Here is a 16,483-nt window from a genome sequence, read left to right as displayed (position 1 = left end):
GATGAACGCCGAACCCGATCCCATCGTGATGGTCATGATCAAGCGTGGCGGTAGCGACTGGGAGGAGATGACCGGAGCGGAGTTCATCGACCAATTCACCACCAGCAACAACGACTTGGAGCACGCTGCATGACCTTCGACCCCTTCGCTAACAACAACCAGGCCGCCACCGAGCAGGCGCCGGCCAACCCCGTGAACACCTCGATGCCGGCCGCCGTCGCCGCCGCCCCGAATCCCTTCAAGATCGGCTTCACGCTGAAGGCCGCCGACCAGATGAGCGGCGAGTGGCTGACCCCGGCCGTCTACGGCCAGACCGCCCAGGAGACCGCCGAGCGCGGCCGTGACCTGATCCACGCCATGCAGGAGGTCGGCCTCATCGACCTCACCGCGAAGGCCGCCTCGTACGTGCGCTCTCAGCACATCGCCCCGGAGAAGCCGAAGGGCAAGCCGAGCTTCCAGGGCGGCAAGGTCCAGCACCAGGCCCAGGGGGGCGACTACGAGTGCGAGCACGGCAAGCGGAACTTCAAGGACGGCGGGAGCTGGGCCGCCCAGTTCTGCGGCGCCCCGCAGGGCGTCCCGAAGGACCAGCAGTGCGCCCCGCTGTGGCGCCAGAAGGACGGCTCCTTCAAGGCCAAGTAACCCGTACGCAATACCTGTTGAGTAACTGGGGGCCCGGCCGACACCGGGCCCCTTCCTTGTGGAAGGCATAGATGACTGAGATCGAATTCCGATCTGACATGAGCGTCGAGCTGATCGACGCGATGGGCGGTGACCACTCCGTGGTGCGCGCCGCCCGCGTCTCCTCCGGCACCGAGGCCGGAGATCCCCAGCGCGACAAGGGGCTGATCAACTTCCTGGCGCGAGACCGCCACGGCAGCCCCTTCGAGGCCATGGTGTTCCAGTTCAAGATCAGCGTCCCGATCTTCGTGGCCCGTGAGTGGTTCCGCCACCGCATCGGCTCGTTCAACGAGGTCAGCGGCCGGTACAAGGTCATGGACCCCGTCTTCTACGTCCCCGGCCCCGAGCGTCCGCTCAAGCAGATCGGCACCCCCGGGGCCTACACCTTCGCGGCCGGCACCCAGCAGCAGACCGACACCACCGCCATGTGCCACAAGAACATGGCCATGGCCGCGTGGAACTTCTACCAGCACATGCTTGGCGAAGGCGTCGCCCGGGAGACCGCCCGCAACGTGTTGCCCGCGAGCCTCTACACGTCCTTCTACTGGACCGTGAACGGCCGGGCGCTGATGAACTTCCTGTCCCTGCGCTGGAACCACCCCAACTCGACCGTCCCGACCTTCCCCCTGCACGAGATCGAGCAGGCCGCCATGAAGGTCGAGGAACAGGCCAAGGCCGTCGCCCCCGAGGCGTTCGCCGCCTTCGACAAGCACGGCCGCGTCAGCCCGTGACCCCCACACCGCGACACACCACCCACCAGGAGAACTGATGGCCACCTTCACCGACTTCCTGAACAAGAACGGCGCCCACATGACCATGGACTACGGCTTCGACCGCATGACTGACCACCTGGACGTGGACCTCCGTGGCCTCAAGGTCAAGAACGTCACCATCGAAACCACCGACGACGGCACCCGCAAGAAGGTCGGCCTGAAGCGTCAGGCCCTGGAGCGGCAGTACGACGCCACCAAGTCCTACGCCGAGCGCGCCGTCCTCCAGGCGCAGATCGACGTGCTCAAGGAGGTGCTGCGCTGATGCCGGAGATCCCCCAGTTCATCGTCTACTCCGCCCGCTGGGGCTGGAACCACGGCTCCGAGTTCCGGTTCGCCAAGGACCACAACCAGGTGCGCAACGTGCTACGCGGCCTGTTCACCCGGTACGGCCCGGACCTCGATGTCGCCGTGTTCATGGTCGGGGAGACCTTCGACCGCACCAGCTCGTTCGTACTCCCCAAGGAGAGCAAGTGATCAAGTTCTACTACCTGCCCAACTGCGGTCCGTGCGAGGCCACCAAGCCGCGAGCCATCGAGGCCGCGGAGCTGACCCACCACGACATCCTCTTCATCAACGCCCAGACCCGGGCCCCGGAAGACCTGGCCTCCGAGGGCGTCACGGTGGCGCCCACGATCTCCAACGGCATCCGGACCATCAAGGGCGAGCAGACCGTGGAACGCCTCGTGCGCTTCTTCCAGGAGGCCAACTGATGGATACCGCGATGAACATCGCCTTCGGCGCCAACCTCGCCATCCTGTTCCTCTTCGTGGTGGCCGGCATCGGCAAGGCCATGCGGAAGGACGACGAGAAGTGAGCTTCAACAACGTCATCCCGGGGTGGATCGCCGCGCGCCTGGCCGAGATCAAGACCGACCGGTCCGTGGTCCGACAGGACGCAGGCGCCGGCCCCCGGCTCGACGGGAACGACAACGCCACCGTCGTCGTCACCGGCACCCACCGCGAGGGCGGGAACTCCAGCACGGAAGTGCTGCACCTGACCTTCGACGCAGCGGTCAAGCTGCACACCCAGCTCGGTGAGGCGATCAAGACCCACCGCATCTTCAAGGAGTTCAAGCGCAATGACTGACCACGGAATGCCGGACCCCGACGAGTTCGCGAAGTACCTGGAGGCCGCGGGGTTCAACGTCATCGACGCGCAGATGAACCAGTACGGCGAGATGGTGGCCTCGGTCATCACGAAGGCCGCGGAGCTGAAGAAGCACGCCGTGTCGAAGGGCTTCAGTGAAGCCGTGTCCGAGGAGATCGCCTTCAACTTCGTTGACCGTCTGGTCAACCGAGGCGGTGAAGACGCCTGATGGAACAGCTCATCTTCGTCGAGTACCCGGACGGCTCCGTGGACGAGTTCCAGGGTGAGGTCGTCTACGAACGGGACTGCGTCCTGATCTACGAGGAGCACGTCTCCCACCGCATCAACCACGCCCACACGCGGGCCGTGCACGCCCATCCCGTCGTCGTCGAGGAGGCCCAGCCGTGTTCGTTCTGAGGTCGACGCTCGACGCATCCCGGCGCGAGGTGCGCCGTCTGGACAGGCTGGTCGCGGACCAGAACAAGGAGCTGGACTTCCGGGCCGAGGCGTACGGCCGACTGCGGCGCCGGCACCTGGAGCTGGAGGACGACTATCAGGCCCTCGAAGCCGAGTTCCGACAGCTGAAGCTCACACTCCCGGCCCGTGACGCTAGGGGGCGCTTTTCGAAGCGCTAGCACTTGACATCCACACAATAGGGGCCCGCTTCGGCGGGCCCCTTCTCCTTGGAAGGGAACCCCCAGATGATCCGCATGTGCGTGAAGGTTGCAGGCGCACCGGTAGTCATCAACGTGCTGGAGGACTCTGGGGACATCCCGGAATTCGTGCACTGGGTGCGGCAGAACCGCCGCGCCCTCGGATGCGACACCGAGACCACCGGCCTGGACTGGTGGTCGTCCGACTTCCGCCTCCGCCTGGTCCAGTTCGGCAACGAGGACACCAGTTACGTGGTGCCCGTCGAGCTGAGTGACGAGCTGCTTGGCGCCGCTGTCGGCGCCGTACGGTTCGTGGACAAGTTGATCTTCCAGAACGGCACGTACGACCTGCTGGTCTTCGACGCGACGACCGATCTCACGATGGAGGAGATCTGGCCGAAGGTGCTCGACACCAAGATCCTCGCCCACCTCGTCGACAGCCGCGGAGAAGCGGACGGCGGCATCGGCCACAGCCTTGCCTCCCTCACGAAGCACTACATCGACGACGGTGTGGCCGCGAAGGTGAAGGGCTCCATGACGGAGATCGCCAAGAGCCTGAAGACCACGAAGGCGAAGGTCTGGAAGGAGGTCGCCTGGGATCACGGCGGCTACCTCACGTACAGCGGCCTCGATCCCGTGCTCGCCTTCCGGCTTGGCCGCAAGCTCATCCCGCTGCTCCCGCGCACCGTGTACCGGAAGACGGAGATAGGCCCCGGCATCGAGCCGATGAACCTCATCGAGTTCGAGCACAAGGTGGCGGAGATCTGCTCGTACATGAGCCGTCCCGGCATCCGTCTCGACGAGGACTACACCCGCCGCCTGGAGGCCCGCCTCGCGCTGGAGGAGAGCCGCTGGACCAAGCGGGCTCAGGAGATGGGCTGCGAGAACCCCTGGAGCACTGAGCAGTGTGCCGACGCCTTCGAGGCTCGCGGCATCACGACCTTCGACACGACGCCGACAGGAAACCGCAAGGTCGACAAGAGCTTCCTCAACGAGCTGCGGACCAAGGGCGACGAGCTGGCCGAGGCCATCCACCAGGCCAAGTCCGCGCGCAAGAAGCGGAACACGTGGATCAAGTCGTTCCTGGAGTCGATGGACCCCTCGGGGCGTATCCACCCGTCGATCAACTCGATCCAGGCCAGGACCGCCCGCCAGAGCATCCAGGGAATCCCGGCCCAGACGCTTCCCTCCGGGGACTACGAGATCCGGGCGTGCTTCGTCGCCAACGACGGCGAGATCATGCTCAGCACCGACTACTCCAACATGGAGCTGCGCTTCCTCGCGGCGTACTCGCGTGACGAGCGCATGTTGCTGGCCTTCCGCAACGGCGAGGATCTGCACCAGATCACGGCGACGGCCGCGGGCGTTTCTCGCAAGCTCGGCAAGATGACGAACTTCTTGATCGTGTTCGGCGGAGGCCCTGGTGCGCTCTCGCAGCAGGCCGGCATCTCCGTCGCGGAGGCCGAGCGGATCATGAACATCTTCATGGAGACCTACCCGGGCGTGGCCCGGTTCATGGAGGAGAAGACCAAGGAGGCCCGGCGCAACGGCTACGTCACCACGCCGTCCGGCCGGCGCCTGTACGTCGAGAAGCGGTTCGCCTTCCGGGGCACGAACTACTTCGTCCAGAGCGGGTCGCGGGACATCACCTGCCGGGCCCTGGTTCGGCTCCACCACGCAGGTCTCACCCGTCATGCGCTGCTCCCGATCCACGACGAGATCTTGTTCTCGGTGCCGATCGAGCACGCGGACACGGCCGCGCGGATGACCGACGAGCTGATGCGGGAGACGGTGGCCGGCCTGGAGATCCCGACCGACCCCGACCGGGGCGGGAAGTCCTGGGGGTCGCTGTACATGAGCGGCGTGGACACCCTCACCGAGCACGACCCGTACTACCGCGAGAACCCCGAACAGGCGCTGATCGACGACCGGCGGCGCCACCCAGAGAACTACGAGCTGGCCGCTTGAGCGGCGCTGAACGAGAGGAAATGATCTTGCCGACGACTCCATGGGACCCGAACGAGGACGACGCCCGGCGCTGGTTCGAGTTCACCACCGAGGAGCTGGAGGAGCTGTCCGCGATGTTCCAGGGAGCCGAGGAGTACTACCTGAACTACCGGTTGGCCTGCGAGCTGGACCGCCAGATCGAACGTGAGCTGTCCTCCCGGGAGGTGCGCGTTGAGTTCACCTCGCCCTGCCTGGGATGAGTACTTCATCGCCGGAGCCAAGTGGGCTTCTACGCGCGCAGACTGCACCCGCTCTCGGGTCGGCGCGCTCCTCGTGGACGCGAAGAACGAGCTGATCAAGTCGGGGTACAACGGGGCGCCTGCGGGCGTGCCCGGTTGCGCCTCGGCGGGGGCCTGCCCGCGAGGGCGGCTGACGGCCGCGGAGTGCGCTCCCGACAGCGACTACAGCAACTGCATCGCTGACCACGCGGAGAGGAACGCGATCCGCAGGTGCCCGCCCCGGGAGCTACCCGGCGCCACCCTCTATTCGACGCGACGCCCCTGCCCGGCCTGCTGGACCCTGATCGAGGCCGCCGGCATCCACCGGGCGGTGTGGCTGAACGGAGACGGAGGGATCGAATCCCTGGTGCTCCGCTAACTATCTGACGCATCGTCAGTTCATAGATGACACAACGGAAGACGCCCTCGGCCTGTGCCGGGGGCGTCTCTTTTTTGCGTTGTGGGGAGCTACAGGACGATGTCGTGGGGGAAGTCCTTCACGATCGGTTCCAGGTCCCGCCGCATGTTGCACTCCTGTGCGGACCTGATCACCTCGACGTACTTGCCGAAGCGGTTCTCCAGGCGGATGGAGAGGGTGACCGTGCCACGGCCCTCGCGGGGGCCGTCCGCCTTCTCGAACGCGGCCCACTCGCGGTTCGGGTAGTGATCGGGCCTCGGGTCGGTCCAGTAGCGGTAGTGCGGACTCCAGGAAGCACAGGGTTCCCCGCCGTGCGGCTCCTGGAGCATGGAGTGGCACTCCAGGGTGCGCAGCGTCCACTTGTGGGTGTTGCCGTTCAGGTAGAAGTCCGTGAAGCCGTGGAAGCCCCACTCCCGTCCGGAGGGCACCGTGAGCCGGTACGTCATCAGCAGGTACGGGATGCCTCGGTGGCCCTGCGGGTCGAGCCCCTTACGCCACTCCTTGATGGTGGGGTGGCGCCGGTAGCCGTATCGGTCGTAGGGCATGTCAGCCCACCAATGCGAAGGTCCGGAGATCCGCGTAGCGGATGCCCGAGAGTCGGTTCACGGACATGTTGGCGATCATCCACTTGATCTGCGGGTCACCGAAGGAGACCTGGACGGGGTCCAGCGAGACGGGCTCCAGGGTGCGCGGATTGATGAGGACGCCGGCCACCCCCCACGGGTAGTTGTAGTCCGCGTACGCGGCCACGTACCGGTCCCTGAGTCTCGGGCAGCTCATTGCCGCCTCCGGCGCGCAGCCCTGACAGACCGGCGCTGCCGTGGTCAGCTCGCCCTCCTTGATGGGCGTTCCCTTCGCGCTGTTCATGACGTAGAGCTGGCGTTCGAAGCTCTCCTCGATCGTCTTCCCGCCGCAGACCTGGCACAGCAGGTCGAACATCGCGCGACGCTGGCGGAACGCGTGCACCTTGGGGAACAGAGCCTTGCCCTTCCCGCGTGCCAGGCCCTGACGGACCCAGAGCACCCCGTGTTCGTCACGGTCCATCGGGTTCTCGTCAGCGAAGGCCAGGTGAGGGCCGGCCTCGTGCGTGACACGGATGCCCAGCTTCGGGAAGAGCTGCTTCTCGTACTCCCAGGCAGTGATGAACGGGACCGTGAGCCCGGACTGTTCGAAGCGAGGCTTCGCGGAAAGCAGTGCCATCGAACTGCCCCTACGCGGTGCGGCGGACGGAGCCGCGGGTGATCGGTCGGTAGATCAGGGCGGGCGTCTTCATGGTCCAGGGGCCGTGGCCCTCCAGGATCAGTACGCGGGCACCGGACCCGCCCCGGCCGCGCATGTCGTTCACGCGGCGGTTCTTGCCGTCCACGAAGACGTAGTCGCCCACCTGCATGTCGTGCGGGGCGCAGTGCTCCGGCGTCGTGTTGCGCGGGGCCGGCGGGCGCTGTGGGCCCTGGTCTTCGGACGCGCCGCTGACTGCTCTCACGTAATACACGGCCATGAACTCATTCGTCCTTACGTGTGGTGAGTGGTCGAAACTCGGGGGCGTTTTATGGCTAGACTCGGGGGCACCGAGACCCCTCGAAGAAATGGAGATCTCCCATGCCCAAGATCGCCCGCCAAGGTGGAAGGGTAAAAGCGCCGGAGGCTCCTCGGATTGCCTCGGTGCTGAGGCCGGCGGACGGGATCGAGCTGGAGGACGACGCGATCCTGAAGGGGCTCAGGTTCGACGGCGACGCCTTCGTGGGCCTGGAGGCCGAGGCCGTCGAAGCCCAGGGATGCCGCTTCGCCAACGTGCGCTTCACCGGCTCCAGCCTGCGCCAAAGCCAGTTCAGTGACTGCGTGTTGGAGACCTGTGACTTCTCCCAGCTCACCGCCGGAGACGTGTCGGTCCTCCGGTCCACCGTGACCGGCAGCAGGCTCACCGGGTCCTCGTGGAAGTCGGGCACGTTCCGGGACGCGAAGTTCTCCGGATGTGTTGCGACCCCCGGCGTGTTCCGCCATATGAAGATCTATGCGACGGAATTCGAGGACTGTCGGCTGGCCGGAATCGACTTTCAGTTCACCGAATTCCACAACGTCAAGTTCGTGAATTGTGACCTGAGCGGTGCGCAGTTCGGAAACGTGAAAGTCGGCTCCGCGCGATTCGAGAATTGCACGCTGCTCGATGTGGGTGGGGCTGGCTTCCTGAAGGGCACCACCGTGGCAGGCCCCGGGTCGATGGAGCTGGCCCTGAGCCTGGCACGGGAGGCCGGGATCGCCTTCGAGTAGGTCAGGCCGGCACCTGCGGGCGGTACCCGGAGAACTCCGGGCTGGTGATGCCGTGGCCGATCTCGTCGAAGTCGAGCGGGTCGGCCTCGACCCACTTCGTCATCTCGTCGAGGAGGAGCTGCCCGTACTCGGTGAACCGGTCGCGCTTGGTCTGCATGTCGGCGCAGGCGTCGCGGAGCGAGGCCGTGTACTGGTCGACGAGCGTGATCTCGCCCTGGTGGCTCTCCATGTACATCAACGGCACGGCGACGGCCGCCGCGTGGAAGGCCGCGTGCAGGGGCCGCTTCTCCCCGATCTTCACCGCCGACAGGGCGCGGTGCTCGTCCTTCTCCAGCTCGCTCGGCGGCAGGTGGAACAGGGGGTGGACCGAGTCCAGGACGAACAGGCCGGAGTGCAGACCCTCGTGGACGATGCACTCCGCGAAGTCGAGGGTCATCCAGGTTCCGCCGGGGCTCATCATCACGACGCCGGGCATCGTGTTGGCCGAGCCGCCGCCGTCCGCACCGGAGTTGAGGGCGACGATGTCCGTGACGAACAGGTCGACCATCTGACGGAGGCCGGGGTCGATGTCCTGGATCAGGTCCAGGGCCGCGATGATCTGGCGGTCCCACTCCTCGCGGGTCGGTCCGTCCGAGGGCGAGGCGGGGCCGACGATGTGAGGGAAGATGGACCGCTGCTTGCAGTGGTCAACCCAGGGGCTGTCCTCGTACCCGATCTTGATGCCCTCCGGCTGGGCCGGGAGGAACGCGGGGCGCAGGGTGTTGATCGCCTCCGCGTAGGCGGGGCGCAGGGCCTCGATGGAGTCGACGTGCTTGCCGTTGATCGCGTGGACGAACCGTCCCAGGGTCTCCACCAGGTGCCCGACGTTGAGCATGTGCATGGCCTTGTCCTTCTTCCAGGGGTACGGGGTGCGCGCCCGGAGCGAGACCGACCTCGCTCCGGGCGCTCTGTACGGACCTACGGGCGGGGGAGGACTAGTTCGTCCAGCCGCCCATCATCACGACCTCGGAGCCGGACATGGCGTCCGTGACGCGGGCCTTGATGCCGGCCGCGACCGCCGCCGGGTCCTCCTTGACGGCCTCCAGCAGCGCGCTGAAGTCGGTGCTGGGCTTCTCGATCTTGACGGGGCTCATGCGAACCACTCCCTTGTCTGGATGAACAGGACTGTGGAGCAACCCGCCCCGGAAGGGACGGGGGTCTTTGGGGTCAGCCGGACGCGAGTCGGCTGACGAGCAGGGAGACGACGAAGGCCCAGATGAATCCGAGGGCGATGTCGCCCAACGTGGGGTGCCTCCACTTCACGCGGTGCGCCTCTCCTCGGTGTCGGCGGTGCGGTGCAGGGCGCACTTGCACGGAGGCCACACGAACGACACCAGGGGGACGGGGGGCTTGTCCCTGTCGATCTCGTACGTGGTCTTCCTGGAGAAGGTTTCGCCGTTGTCCCGGGAGACCCTGATGGTCATGGCCACCGCGCTCACCACAGGTCGACGGGTCGGCCCCAGTGGGGGTGACGGAGTATGACCTTGTTGCACTCGCCGCGCCTCCGGAGGTCGCCGTCCTCGATGGCCGTCGTGCGGTCCTCGTCGGCGCTCGTGCAGGTGAGGCACCGCGGATGCGGGGGAGGGTCCGAGCGCGGCACAGATGCGGAGACGGCCGGCGCCTCGGGAGCCGTTCGAGCCGGTGAACAGGTGATTCCCGTGAAGCTCGCCATGCTTCGCCTCGTTCCTGTGTCGCTCGGAAGTTCTCCACGAACGTAGGACCGGCTGTCCTCAACTCCCAAGAAACTTGCAGATGTTTGCAGCACAGAGTTTGACGGGCCCGAACAGTCAGACGACCATCTGAACGACGCGCAAACTCTTGCAAGGCAGAGGACGGGAGAGCGGCCGTGAAGCTACGGTTCTTGGGTAAGAACTCAACTCCGGGCGACAGTCCGACGTTGTACGCCACCGACCAGGACAGCTTCGTCGTGCAGGGCTGGAAGATCTTCGCGAACGACTTGCTGATGCAGCTCGACGTGCCGGACGGACACGTGGCAGTCGAGGTTCCGACCGAGCTGTTTGAGCACCTGACCAAGGACGGACTACCGTCCGGAACGATCAAGAACTTCACGGCCCCGATCATGATCCTTACCGAACAGGGGACGTGCATCGTGCAGGGGCCCGCGATGCGCGACCCCGAAGCCTTGGGTCAGATGCGGCTTCCTGACTACGAGGACTGCATCGAAGTCCCGCGAGCAGCGATCCTGAACCTCCTGGAGGAAAAGAGTGGACCTGATCACCAGCGCGCAGCGTGACGAGCTGTTCAACAGCTTCGAGCGCGATGCCTTCCACCTGGAGCTGAGAGACGACTACGGCTCCCCGGTTGAGGACACGCCGTACGTGCGTTGGCAGCGGGGCGAGCCGGACAGCTACGAATGGTTGGACCCGTGGAAGACGCTGATGCGGCGGGTCACCGGCGAGGGCAAGACGGTGCGGCGAGTACGCGTGATCACGGAGCCCCACTCTCAGTACGTCACGTGGGAGCACTCCCTGACGGCACAGAACATCGAAGTGGGGGAGGACATCCGCTGGCTGCCGCGCCACCAACTTCCCGCCGGGCTCGCCTTCCCGGTACAGGGGAACGACTGGTGGCTCTACGACGACAAGCTCCTCGCGGTCGGCCACTTCGATGACGAAGGCCGCGTCCTCGGATCTGAACTGATCGACGATCCCGAGACCGTGTCCGAGTGCGTGCGTGTCCGCGATCTCCTCTGGGGGATCGCTGTTCCCCACGGTGAGTACCAGCCCTGATCATCGGACCGTGAGCACCGAGGCAAAAGATCAGAAAGAAGCGTTGGGCGCCCGCCTGCGCGTGTTCCGCAGGAACGCGGGATACGCGAGCGGGCGTTCCTTCGCGAACGCCGTGGGCTTCCACGAGTCCAAGGTCTCTCGAATAGAGCATGGCCGGCAGAATCCCAGCGAGGACGACCTCCGAGCCTGGTGTGAGATCACCGGCCAGCAAGACCAGCTCCCAGACCTGATCGCGGCCCTGCGGCACATCAACGAACTGTGGCTGGAGTGGAAGCGTCAGCTCTCCGAGGGTGCGACCTCCCGGCAGCAGAAAGCCATTCCGGTCTACGCCAAGACCAAGCTCTTCCGGATCTGGCACCCGACATTGATCTGGGGGGCACTGCAAACTGCCGACTACGCCGCTGAGACCTTCAAGCAGGTCGTCAGCTTCTACGACATTCCCGACGACATCGAATCCGCCAGGGACAAGCGCCTCGAACGGCAGAAGTACCTCTACGAGGGGGACCGGGCCTTCCACGTGCTCCTGGCGGAGCAGGCCCTGTACAGCAACTTCGGGGGCCGGAACGTGATGCTCGCGCAGCTTGAGTGGCTGCTGAACGTCATGCGGCTCCCGCGTTTGAGCCTAGGTTTCGTCCCACGGGATGCGCCGCTACTGATCTGGCCCGGCAACTCGTTCTCGATGTTCGACGAGAAGCTGGTCCTCGTGGAGACCTACTCTGCGGAGCTGACCGTGACAAAGCCCTCTGAGATCGAGACCTACGTCAAAGCCTTCGGGCTCCTCAAGCGATCAGCGGTCTACGGCGACAGCGCCAAGGCGCTGATCCATGGTGCCATCCGGCACTACGAGCGGTACTGACTCCAGGAGAAGTGATGACCGAGCCTCTGAACTGGCGCACCAGCACGTACACGAAGACGGACAACTGCGTCGAGGTCGCTGACAACGACACGGCGAAGGTTCACGTCCGCGACTCGAAGCGCAGGTCTGGCCCCGAGGTGACCTGGTCTCCCGACGCGTGGGGGGCCTTCATCGAGCACACCCGCCGGATCGAAGTCTGATCAGGTCAGCAATGGCCCCCAGCCGACGCCGGGGGCCAACCTGATCATGCTGCTAGCTGAGCCTGGAACTCCTTGATCTGCTTCAGCCACTTCGTTTCGGACACCGGGTCCACCAGGCCGGAGGCCGCGTTCTGCGCCCGGTCTATGAAGTCGTCCGAGTGCACGAAGACGTACGTCGGGTCGACCGGAGTGCCGGTGACGATGAACCGCACCCCAGAGCGTCGGAGGAGCTTGCCTCGCTCCTCCGGGGAGCTGCGGGCCCACTTCTCTCCGAAGGTCTCGCCGGTGCTCACCTCGATCCAGCGGGCCGGGACGACGGGCTCCTTCTCCAGGTCGCGGAGCGTCGTCACGTGCTCGTCCATCATCTCTTCGATGGCCTCGTAGCGCGGGTCACCCTCGTCGTACTTCATCTGCCGCTTGGTGAGCTTGCCGATCGCTTCCTTGATCTCCGCGATCCGCGGCCGGTTGTCGCGGCCGGCCTCGTAGCGCTTGTTCATGATGTCCAGGCCGCCGAGCTTGGCCATGAAGGCGTCCTCCAGCTCCTCCAGGACGATCGCCCGGTGCCATGCCTGCATGTAGGCGCACTTCTGCCCGAAGCGGTTCTTGTTCCTGGTGGCGCAGCGGAAGTACTCGTAGCGCTTCGTCGAGCCGTCCTTCTTCTTCCGCGTCGCGGTGTCCTGCTGGAGGCGCTGGCCGCACAGGCACCACAGGGCGCCGTTCCACGGGCCTCGGTCGCGGTTGTAGCCCCTCATGGCCTCGCCGCGCTCCACGATGACCTCCTGGAGCTTCTGCCACTGCTCCGGGGTCAGGATCGGGTCGGCGTATTGGCGGGGGAGACCGTTCTCCGCGAGGATCACTTCGCCGTCGTGCATCGACTGGCCCATGCTGCTGACGCTGGTCATCCAGGCGTACATATTCGCGTACTCCCAGCGTGCGCCCTTGGGCTCGATGGAGACGCCCTCCTTTTCGAGGACACCGTTCATGAATCGCTGGTGATCGCGAGGCGTGCGGATTCCGCGCTCATTCCAGTCGGCGCAGATCTCGGTGATGGGGTCGCCTTCTTCGACGACGCGGAGATATGCCTCCATGACCAGGGGCGCGGTGATCTCGTCCTTGACGAGCTTCCAACGGATCTTGCCGTTGTGCTTGACCTTGATCGGGCGGTAGCCGAAAGGCCACGGACCGCCGGACCAGAGACCTTCATCGCGGAAGTACGCCTTCTGGTTCTTACGCTTCGTCGAGACCGCTTCCAGGTATCCAGAGTCCTGGTACGAGCGGAAATGTGACATGAGTCGCGAATTGCGATCGTAGAGATCGAATTCGGGGTCCGAGACGAGGCGGATGTGCTTGCCGTGCTTCCGGCACAGAAGCAGGAATGCCATCCATTCCCAGTCGTCACGGGTTATTCGGTCCTGCTCGGTGACTACGAGAACCTGCCACATCGAGAGGCGAGGTTCGCTCATCCACTTACCGAGGGAGGGGCGGTCCGCAAGGTTCACGGAACCAGAGACCGTGGCGTCCTCGACATCGTCGATGATGTCGATGCCCGTCTCTCTGACGTGCTTGTTGATCGTCTTGTCCTGGGAGTCCAGGGCCGCCGACTCTTCGGTGTCCTTGCTGATCCGGCGAACCTTGATGCCCGGCATCCCACGCAGGTCTCTCACGGGGTATGTCGCTCCTGTCCCATTTGCCCATCCGGTCCCAGGTTACGACATGCACCATCTGATATGGTTTGGTCAGTCGTAACAAGGACTGGTAGCAGTTCGTCCAGACGCGGCCCGCCTGGATCGCGCGGCCCGCGCGGTAGGCCGTGTTCATGTCGCGGGTCCAGACGCCGGCGCCCAGGCCGTACAGCGTGTCGTTGGCCGTGCCGATCGCGTCGTCGAAGTCGGTGAAGGAAGTGACCGCGACCACCGGGCCGAAGATCTCCTCCTGGAAGACGCGCATCCTGTTGTCGCCCTCGAAGACGGTGGGCTGGACGTAGAAGCCGCCCGCCAGCTCGCCGTCGTACTCGATGCGCTGGCCACCGGTGAGGATCTTCGCGCCCTCCTGCTGGCCGATGTCCAGGTAGGAAAGGATCTTCTGGAGCTGGTCGTTGGAGGCCTGGGCGCCGATCATCGTGTCCGTGTCCAGGGGGTGGCCCGGCTCGATGAGTTCGGTGCGGGCGACCGCCGCTTCCATGAAGTCGCCGTAGATACCGCGCTGCACCAGCGCCCGCGACGGACAGGTGCACACCTCGCCCTGGTTGAGGGCGAACATGGTGAACCCTTCGAGGGCCTTGTCGCGGAAGTCGTCGTCCGCGTTCCAGACGTCGTCGAAGAAGATGTTCGGGCTCTTGCCGCCGAGTTCCAGGGTGACCGGCTTGATGTTCTCCGAGGCGTACTGCATGATCAGCCGCCCCGTGGTGGTCTCCCCGGTGAACGCGATCTTCGCGACGCGCGGGCTGGACGCGAGCGGCTTGCCCGCCTCGACGCCGAAGCCGTTGACGATGTTGACCACGCCCGGCGGCAACAGGTCGGCGATCAGGCCCATCCAGACGTGGATGGACGCGGGGGTCTGTTCGGCGGGCTTGAGGACGACGGCGTTTCCGGCGGCGAGCGCCGGCGCCAGCTTCCAGGTCGCCATCAGGATCGGGAAGTTCCAGGGGATGATCTGGCCGACGACCCCCAGCGGCTCGTGGAAGTGGTACGCGACGGTGTCGTCGTCGAGTTCGCTGAGCGACCCCTCCTGCCCGCGCAGCGCCCCGGCGAAGTACCGGAAGTGGTCGATGGCCAGCGGGATGTCGGCGTTCAGCGTCTCGCGCACCGGTTTGCCGTTCTCCCAGCTCTCCGCGACGGCGAGCTCCTCCAGATGCGCCTCCATCCGGTCGGCGATCTTCAGGAGGATGTTCGCGCGCTCGCCGGGCGCGGTACGGCCCCAGCCCGGCGCCGCCGCGTGCGCCGCGTCCAGGGCCAGCTCGACGTCCTCGGCGGTGCCGCGGGCGATCTCGGTGAAGGTGCGGCCGTTGACCGGGCTCGGGTTCTCGAAGTAGCCGCCGCGCACCGGAGCCACGTACGCGCCGCCGATCCAGTGGTCGTAGCGGTCCTGGTACGAGACGATCGCGCCGTCCGTGCCGGGCGCGGAGTAACGGGTCATCGCAGAGGCCTCCCTCGGACGTGCCGCCCGCCGTTGGGCGCCACCTCGACGGACGCTAGAGCGGCGGACGTTGCAACCCCGTTGCGGGCTCCGCCGCCCGCAGTTCCGCGTCCAGGGTGCGTACCCGCGCATGCACCGACGGCCGCCCGGATCCGGACGTGACCGCGGCCAGCGCCCGCCACACCGGCAGGTCGTCCTCGCCCCACGGGCTGCCCACCCAGTCCGACAGCAGCCCCGGGTCCGCCCGCGCCACCAGCGCCGCCCGCAGCTCGCCCTCCAGCCTGTGCCGCAGCCGCACCACGGCCGGCGCCTGCGACCCCGGCAGCAACGGCCCCCGGTACGCCCCCATGGCCGCGGCCACCGCCCCCGAGCCCAGCCGGCGCGCCACCGTCGTGAAGTCCGCGTCGACGGGCACGGTCAGCCGGTACGGGCGCGAACGCAGCAGCTCCGGGCCCAGCAGGCGCCGCAGCCGCGACAGCTCCGCCCGCAACGTCACCGGGCTGGCCGCGCCGTCCTCGTACAGCTCGCACAGCAGCTCCTCGCCGGAGAGGCCCTCCGGGTGCCGGGCGAGCAGCACCACGATCTCGCTGTGCCGTCTGCTCAGCCGCACCCGGGTCCCGCCCGCCACCAGCACCGCCTCGTCGCGGCCCAGCGCGCACAGCGAAGCGGCGCGGTCCCGGTCCGGCGGCACGGGTGCCAGCAGCGCCAGGTGCGACTCGGCGGCGCGCGCCACGGCATGTACGAACGCCAGGCTGTGCGGATGGGCCAGGCTGTCCCCGCCGGTGATGTCGAGCGCGCCGAGCAGCCGCCCCGAACGCGGGTCGTGCAGCGGGGCCGCCGCACAGGTCCACGGATGCACCGGGCGCAGGAAGTGCTCCGCGGCGAACACCTGCACCGGGCGGTCCAGGGCCAGTGCCGTGCCCGGGGCGTTCGTGCCGACCGACCCCTCCGACCAGCGGGCACCCGGTACGAAGTTCATGCGGCCCGCGCGCCGGCGGGAGGACGCGTCCCCCTCCACCCACAGCAGGCGCCCCTCGGCGTCGCACACCGCGACGAGGTGCTCGCCGTCCCGGGCGTAGGACTGCGTCAACTCCCGTACCAGGGGCATCGCCCGAGCCAGTGGATGGCTGTCGCGGTACGCGCCGAGGTCGTCGTCCGCCAGCTCCACGCGCGCGTGCCCGTCGGGGCTGACCCGGGCGCGGGCCGAGCGCCGCCAGGACTCGGCGACCACCGGGCGCACCGGCCGCTCGACCCGGCCCGCCGTGGCGAACGCCTCGTGCGCCCTGCGCAGCGCGTCCAGCCGCTCCCGCGGATCGGCGCCCGGCTCCAGGGCAACCCATGCGTCGGTCAACTCGGCCTCCCCGGCGCGGACTTCGGTGGGCTGCGACCTCGGGGACGTCGG

26 protein-coding genes and 1 pseudogene are annotated in these 16,483 nt (G+C 66.7%); 18 read left to right on the top strand and 9 right to left on the bottom strand.

Features of this window, described 5'->3' with window-relative positions:
• Position 1 precedes the first annotated feature (1 nt).
• The 13 genes from ACFYVL_RS33240 to ACFYVL_RS33180 all read left to right on the top strand — a co-directional run bounded on the left by ACFYVL_RS33240 (position 2) and on the right by ACFYVL_RS33180 (position 5,794).
• Positions 2 to 133: a hypothetical protein gene (locus ACFYVL_RS33240; RefSeq protein WP_389251549.1), complete on the top strand. Its 132-nt coding sequence runs from the start codon at positions 2 to 4 to the stop codon at positions 131 to 133.
• Positions 130 to 639, top strand: a complete 510-nt coding sequence (locus tag ACFYVL_RS33235) for a hypothetical protein (RefSeq protein ID WP_389251547.1) — start codon at positions 130 to 132, stop codon at positions 637 to 639. The genes ACFYVL_RS33240 and ACFYVL_RS33235 overlap by 4 nt, the downstream gene beginning before the upstream one ends.
• A gap of 71 nt (positions 640 to 710) precedes the next feature.
• Positions 711 to 1,409, top strand: a complete 699-nt coding sequence (gene thyX, locus ACFYVL_RS33230) for an FAD-dependent thymidylate synthase (RefSeq protein ID WP_389251545.1) — start codon at positions 711 to 713, stop codon at positions 1,407 to 1,409.
• A gap of 37 nt (positions 1,410 to 1,446) precedes the next feature.
• Positions 1,447 to 1,713 (top strand): hypothetical protein, encoded by a 267-nt coding sequence (locus ACFYVL_RS33225; protein ID WP_389251543.1) that lies wholly within the window; start codon positions 1,447 to 1,449, stop codon positions 1,711 to 1,713.
• Complete coding sequence (locus ACFYVL_RS33220) at positions 1,713 to 1,925, top strand: hypothetical protein (protein WP_389251541.1); 213 nt, start codon at positions 1,713 to 1,715, stop codon at positions 1,923 to 1,925. The genes ACFYVL_RS33225 and ACFYVL_RS33220 overlap by 1 nt, the downstream gene beginning before the upstream one ends.
• On the top strand, positions 1,922 to 2,161 hold the full coding sequence (locus ACFYVL_RS33215; protein ID WP_389251539.1) for a thioredoxin domain-containing protein: 240 nt from the start codon (positions 1,922 to 1,924) through the stop codon (positions 2,159 to 2,161). Before ACFYVL_RS33220 ends, ACFYVL_RS33215 begins: the two co-directional genes overlap by 4 nt.
• Positions 2,162 to 2,261: 100 nt before the next feature.
• A complete protein-coding gene (locus ACFYVL_RS33210) occupies positions 2,262 to 2,537 on the top strand; it encodes a hypothetical protein (protein ID WP_389251536.1) in 276 nt (91 codons plus the stop codon).
• The gene (locus tag ACFYVL_RS33205) at positions 2,530 to 2,766 is read left to right on the top strand and encodes a hypothetical protein (RefSeq protein ID WP_389251534.1); all 237 of its coding nucleotides are present in this window, start codon (positions 2,530 to 2,532) and stop codon (positions 2,764 to 2,766) included. Before ACFYVL_RS33210 ends, ACFYVL_RS33205 begins: the two co-directional genes overlap by 8 nt.
• Positions 2,766 to 2,954 carry a hypothetical protein gene (locus ACFYVL_RS33200; RefSeq protein WP_389251532.1) on the top strand — a complete coding sequence of 63 codons (189 nt, stop codon included), beginning with the start codon at positions 2,766 to 2,768 and terminating at the stop codon, positions 2,952 to 2,954. The genes ACFYVL_RS33205 and ACFYVL_RS33200 overlap by 1 nt, the downstream gene beginning before the upstream one ends.
• The gene (locus ACFYVL_RS33195) at positions 2,942 to 3,172 is read left to right on the top strand and encodes a hypothetical protein (protein ID WP_389251530.1); all 231 of its coding nucleotides are present in this window, start codon (positions 2,942 to 2,944) and stop codon (positions 3,170 to 3,172) included. The genes ACFYVL_RS33200 and ACFYVL_RS33195 overlap by 13 nt, the downstream gene beginning before the upstream one ends.
• Before the next feature lie 66 nt (positions 3,173 to 3,238).
• Positions 3,239 to 5,158: a DNA polymerase gene (locus tag ACFYVL_RS33190; RefSeq protein ID WP_389251528.1), complete on the top strand. Its 1,920-nt coding sequence runs from the start codon at positions 3,239 to 3,241 to the stop codon at positions 5,156 to 5,158.
• A 26-nt stretch (positions 5,159 to 5,184) separates the two neighbouring features.
• On the top strand, positions 5,185 to 5,397 hold the full coding sequence (locus ACFYVL_RS33185) for a hypothetical protein (RefSeq protein ID WP_389251526.1): 213 nt from the start codon (positions 5,185 to 5,187) through the stop codon (positions 5,395 to 5,397).
• Entirely contained in the window at positions 5,369 to 5,794 is a 426-nt protein-coding gene (locus ACFYVL_RS33180) for a deoxycytidylate deaminase (protein ID WP_389251524.1), read from the top strand. The genes ACFYVL_RS33185 and ACFYVL_RS33180 overlap by 29 nt, the downstream gene beginning before the upstream one ends.
• Positions 5,795 to 5,883: 89 nt before the next feature.
• On the opposite strand, the gene ACFYVL_RS33175 is transcribed toward ACFYVL_RS33180, so the two are convergent.
• Genes ACFYVL_RS33175 through ACFYVL_RS33165 form a run of 3 tightly spaced genes read right to left on the bottom strand, consistent with a single transcriptional unit; the run spans position 5,884 to position 7,331 of the window.
• A complete protein-coding gene (locus ACFYVL_RS33175; RefSeq protein ID WP_389251522.1) occupies positions 5,884 to 6,378 on the bottom strand; it encodes a hypothetical protein in 495 nt (164 codons plus the stop codon).
• A 1-nt stretch (position 6,379) separates the two neighbouring features.
• Positions 6,380 to 7,033, bottom strand: a complete 654-nt coding sequence (locus tag ACFYVL_RS33170; protein ID WP_389251520.1) for a hypothetical protein — start codon at positions 7,031 to 7,033, stop codon at positions 6,380 to 6,382.
• 10 nt (positions 7,034 to 7,043) lie between these two features.
• Complete coding sequence (locus ACFYVL_RS33165; RefSeq protein WP_389251518.1) at positions 7,044 to 7,331, bottom strand: hypothetical protein; 288 nt, start codon at positions 7,329 to 7,331, stop codon at positions 7,044 to 7,046.
• Between the two features lie 101 nt (positions 7,332 to 7,432).
• On the opposite strand from ACFYVL_RS33165, the gene ACFYVL_RS33160 reads away from it, so the two are divergent.
• Positions 7,433 to 8,101, top strand: a complete 669-nt coding sequence (locus ACFYVL_RS33160; RefSeq protein WP_389251516.1) for a pentapeptide repeat-containing protein — start codon at positions 7,433 to 7,435, stop codon at positions 8,099 to 8,101.
• A 1-nt stretch (position 8,102) separates the two neighbouring features.
• Here the strand turns inward: ACFYVL_RS33160 and ACFYVL_RS33155 are convergent, their stop codons facing one another.
• From ACFYVL_RS33155 to ACFYVL_RS33145, 3 genes are all read right to left on the bottom strand, one after another.
• Positions 8,103 to 8,981 carry an aKG-HExxH-type peptide beta-hydroxylase gene (locus ACFYVL_RS33155; RefSeq protein ID WP_389251514.1) on the bottom strand — a complete coding sequence of 293 codons (879 nt, stop codon included), beginning with the start codon at positions 8,979 to 8,981 and terminating at the stop codon, positions 8,103 to 8,105.
• Positions 8,982 to 9,075: 94 nt separating this feature from the next.
• Entirely contained in the window at positions 9,076 to 9,234 is a 159-nt protein-coding gene (locus ACFYVL_RS33150; protein ID WP_167390876.1) for a hypothetical protein, read from the bottom strand.
• 165 nt (positions 9,235 to 9,399) lie between these two features.
• Complete coding sequence (locus ACFYVL_RS33145) at positions 9,400 to 9,564, bottom strand: hypothetical protein (RefSeq protein WP_389251512.1); 165 nt, start codon at positions 9,562 to 9,564, stop codon at positions 9,400 to 9,402.
• A gap of 473 nt (positions 9,565 to 10,037) precedes the next feature.
• Here ACFYVL_RS33145 and ACFYVL_RS33140 point away from each other — a divergent pair, with 473 nt between their 5' ends.
• The 4 genes from ACFYVL_RS33140 to ACFYVL_RS33125 are packed head-to-tail and all read left to right on the top strand — an operon-like array spanning position 10,038 to position 11,946.
• Entirely contained in the window at positions 10,038 to 10,394 is a 357-nt protein-coding gene (locus ACFYVL_RS33140; RefSeq protein WP_389251510.1) for a hypothetical protein, read from the top strand.
• The gene (locus tag ACFYVL_RS33135; RefSeq protein WP_389251508.1) at positions 10,366 to 10,890 is read left to right on the top strand and encodes a DUF6879 family protein; all 525 of its coding nucleotides are present in this window, start codon (positions 10,366 to 10,368) and stop codon (positions 10,888 to 10,890) included. The genes ACFYVL_RS33140 and ACFYVL_RS33135 overlap by 29 nt, the downstream gene beginning before the upstream one ends.
• Before the next feature lie 10 nt (positions 10,891 to 10,900).
• A complete protein-coding gene (locus ACFYVL_RS33130) occupies positions 10,901 to 11,746 on the top strand; it encodes a helix-turn-helix domain-containing protein (protein ID WP_389251506.1) in 846 nt (281 codons plus the stop codon).
• Positions 11,747 to 11,760: 14 nt separating this feature from the next.
• Complete coding sequence (locus ACFYVL_RS33125) at positions 11,761 to 11,946, top strand: DUF397 domain-containing protein (protein WP_389251504.1); 186 nt, start codon at positions 11,761 to 11,763, stop codon at positions 11,944 to 11,946.
• Positions 11,947 to 11,990: 44 nt separating this feature from the next.
• On the opposite strand, the gene ACFYVL_RS33120 is transcribed toward ACFYVL_RS33125, so the two are convergent.
• The 3 genes and pseudogenes from ACFYVL_RS33120 to ACFYVL_RS33110 form a co-directional block, all read right to left on the bottom strand.
• The gene (locus tag ACFYVL_RS33120; RefSeq protein WP_389251819.1) at positions 11,991 to 13,592 is read right to left on the bottom strand and encodes a recombinase family protein; all 1,602 of its coding nucleotides are present in this window, start codon (positions 13,590 to 13,592) and stop codon (positions 11,991 to 11,993) included.
• Positions 13,593 to 13,695: 103 nt separating this feature from the next.
• Positions 13,696 to 15,081: pseudogene (locus tag ACFYVL_RS33115) on the bottom strand (aldehyde dehydrogenase family protein); the annotation flags it as partial.
• Between the two features lie 55 nt (positions 15,082 to 15,136).
• Positions 15,137 to 16,432 carry a GAF domain-containing protein gene (locus ACFYVL_RS33110; protein WP_389251502.1) on the bottom strand — a complete coding sequence of 432 codons (1,296 nt, stop codon included), beginning with the start codon at positions 16,430 to 16,432 and terminating at the stop codon, positions 15,137 to 15,139.
• Between the last annotated feature and the right edge of the window lie 51 nt (positions 16,433 to 16,483).

This window comes from Streptomyces sp. NPDC004111 (assembly GCF_042874215.1).
GTDB lineage: Bacteria > Actinomycetota > Actinomycetes > Streptomycetales > Streptomycetaceae > Streptomyces.
The sequence above is the reverse complement of the archived record's forward strand: the minus strand, read 5'-3'. Positions and strand labels throughout refer to the sequence as shown.

Coding starts and splice junctions, on each gene's coding strand:
- ACFYVL_RS33220 (WP_389251541.1), top strand. CDS start 1,713: ATGCCGGAGATCCCCCAGTTCATCGTCTACTCCGCCCGCTGGGGCTGG.
- ACFYVL_RS33165 (WP_389251518.1), bottom strand. CDS start 7,331: ATGGCCGTGTATTACGTGAGAGCAGTCAGCGGCGCGTCCGAAGACCAG.
- thyX (WP_389251545.1), top strand. CDS start 711: ATGACTGAGATCGAATTCCGATCTGACATGAGCGTCGAGCTGATCGAC.
- ACFYVL_RS33205 (WP_389251534.1), top strand. CDS start 2,530: ATGACTGACCACGGAATGCCGGACCCCGACGAGTTCGCGAAGTACCTG.
- ACFYVL_RS33170 (WP_389251520.1), bottom strand. CDS start 7,033: ATGGCACTGCTTTCCGCGAAGCCTCGCTTCGAACAGTCCGGGCTCACG.
- ACFYVL_RS33120 (WP_389251819.1), bottom strand. CDS start 13,592: ATGCCGGGCATCAAGGTTCGCCGGATCAGCAAGGACACCGAAGAGTCG.
- ACFYVL_RS33240 (WP_389251549.1), top strand. CDS start 2: ATGAACGCCGAACCCGATCCCATCGTGATGGTCATGATCAAGCGTGGC.
- ACFYVL_RS33200 (WP_389251532.1), top strand. CDS start 2,766: ATGGAACAGCTCATCTTCGTCGAGTACCCGGACGGCTCCGTGGACGAG.
- ACFYVL_RS33155 (WP_389251514.1), bottom strand. CDS start 8,981: ATGCACATGCTCAACGTCGGGCACCTGGTGGAGACCCTGGGACGGTTC.
- ACFYVL_RS33125 (WP_389251504.1), top strand. CDS start 11,761: ATGACCGAGCCTCTGAACTGGCGCACCAGCACGTACACGAAGACGGAC.
- ACFYVL_RS33175 (WP_389251522.1), bottom strand. CDS start 6,378: ATGCCCTACGACCGATACGGCTACCGGCGCCACCCCACCATCAAGGAG.
- ACFYVL_RS33235 (WP_389251547.1), top strand. CDS start 130: ATGACCTTCGACCCCTTCGCTAACAACAACCAGGCCGCCACCGAGCAG.
- ACFYVL_RS33160 (WP_389251516.1), top strand. CDS start 7,433: ATGCCCAAGATCGCCCGCCAAGGTGGAAGGGTAAAAGCGCCGGAGGCT.
- ACFYVL_RS33190 (WP_389251528.1), top strand. CDS start 3,239: ATGATCCGCATGTGCGTGAAGGTTGCAGGCGCACCGGTAGTCATCAAC.
- ACFYVL_RS33145 (WP_389251512.1), bottom strand. CDS start 9,564: ATGACCATCAGGGTCTCCCGGGACAACGGCGAAACCTTCTCCAGGAAG.
- ACFYVL_RS33225 (WP_389251543.1), top strand. CDS start 1,447: ATGGCCACCTTCACCGACTTCCTGAACAAGAACGGCGCCCACATGACC.
- ACFYVL_RS33150 (WP_167390876.1), bottom strand. CDS start 9,234: ATGAGCCCCGTCAAGATCGAGAAGCCCAGCACCGACTTCAGCGCGCTG.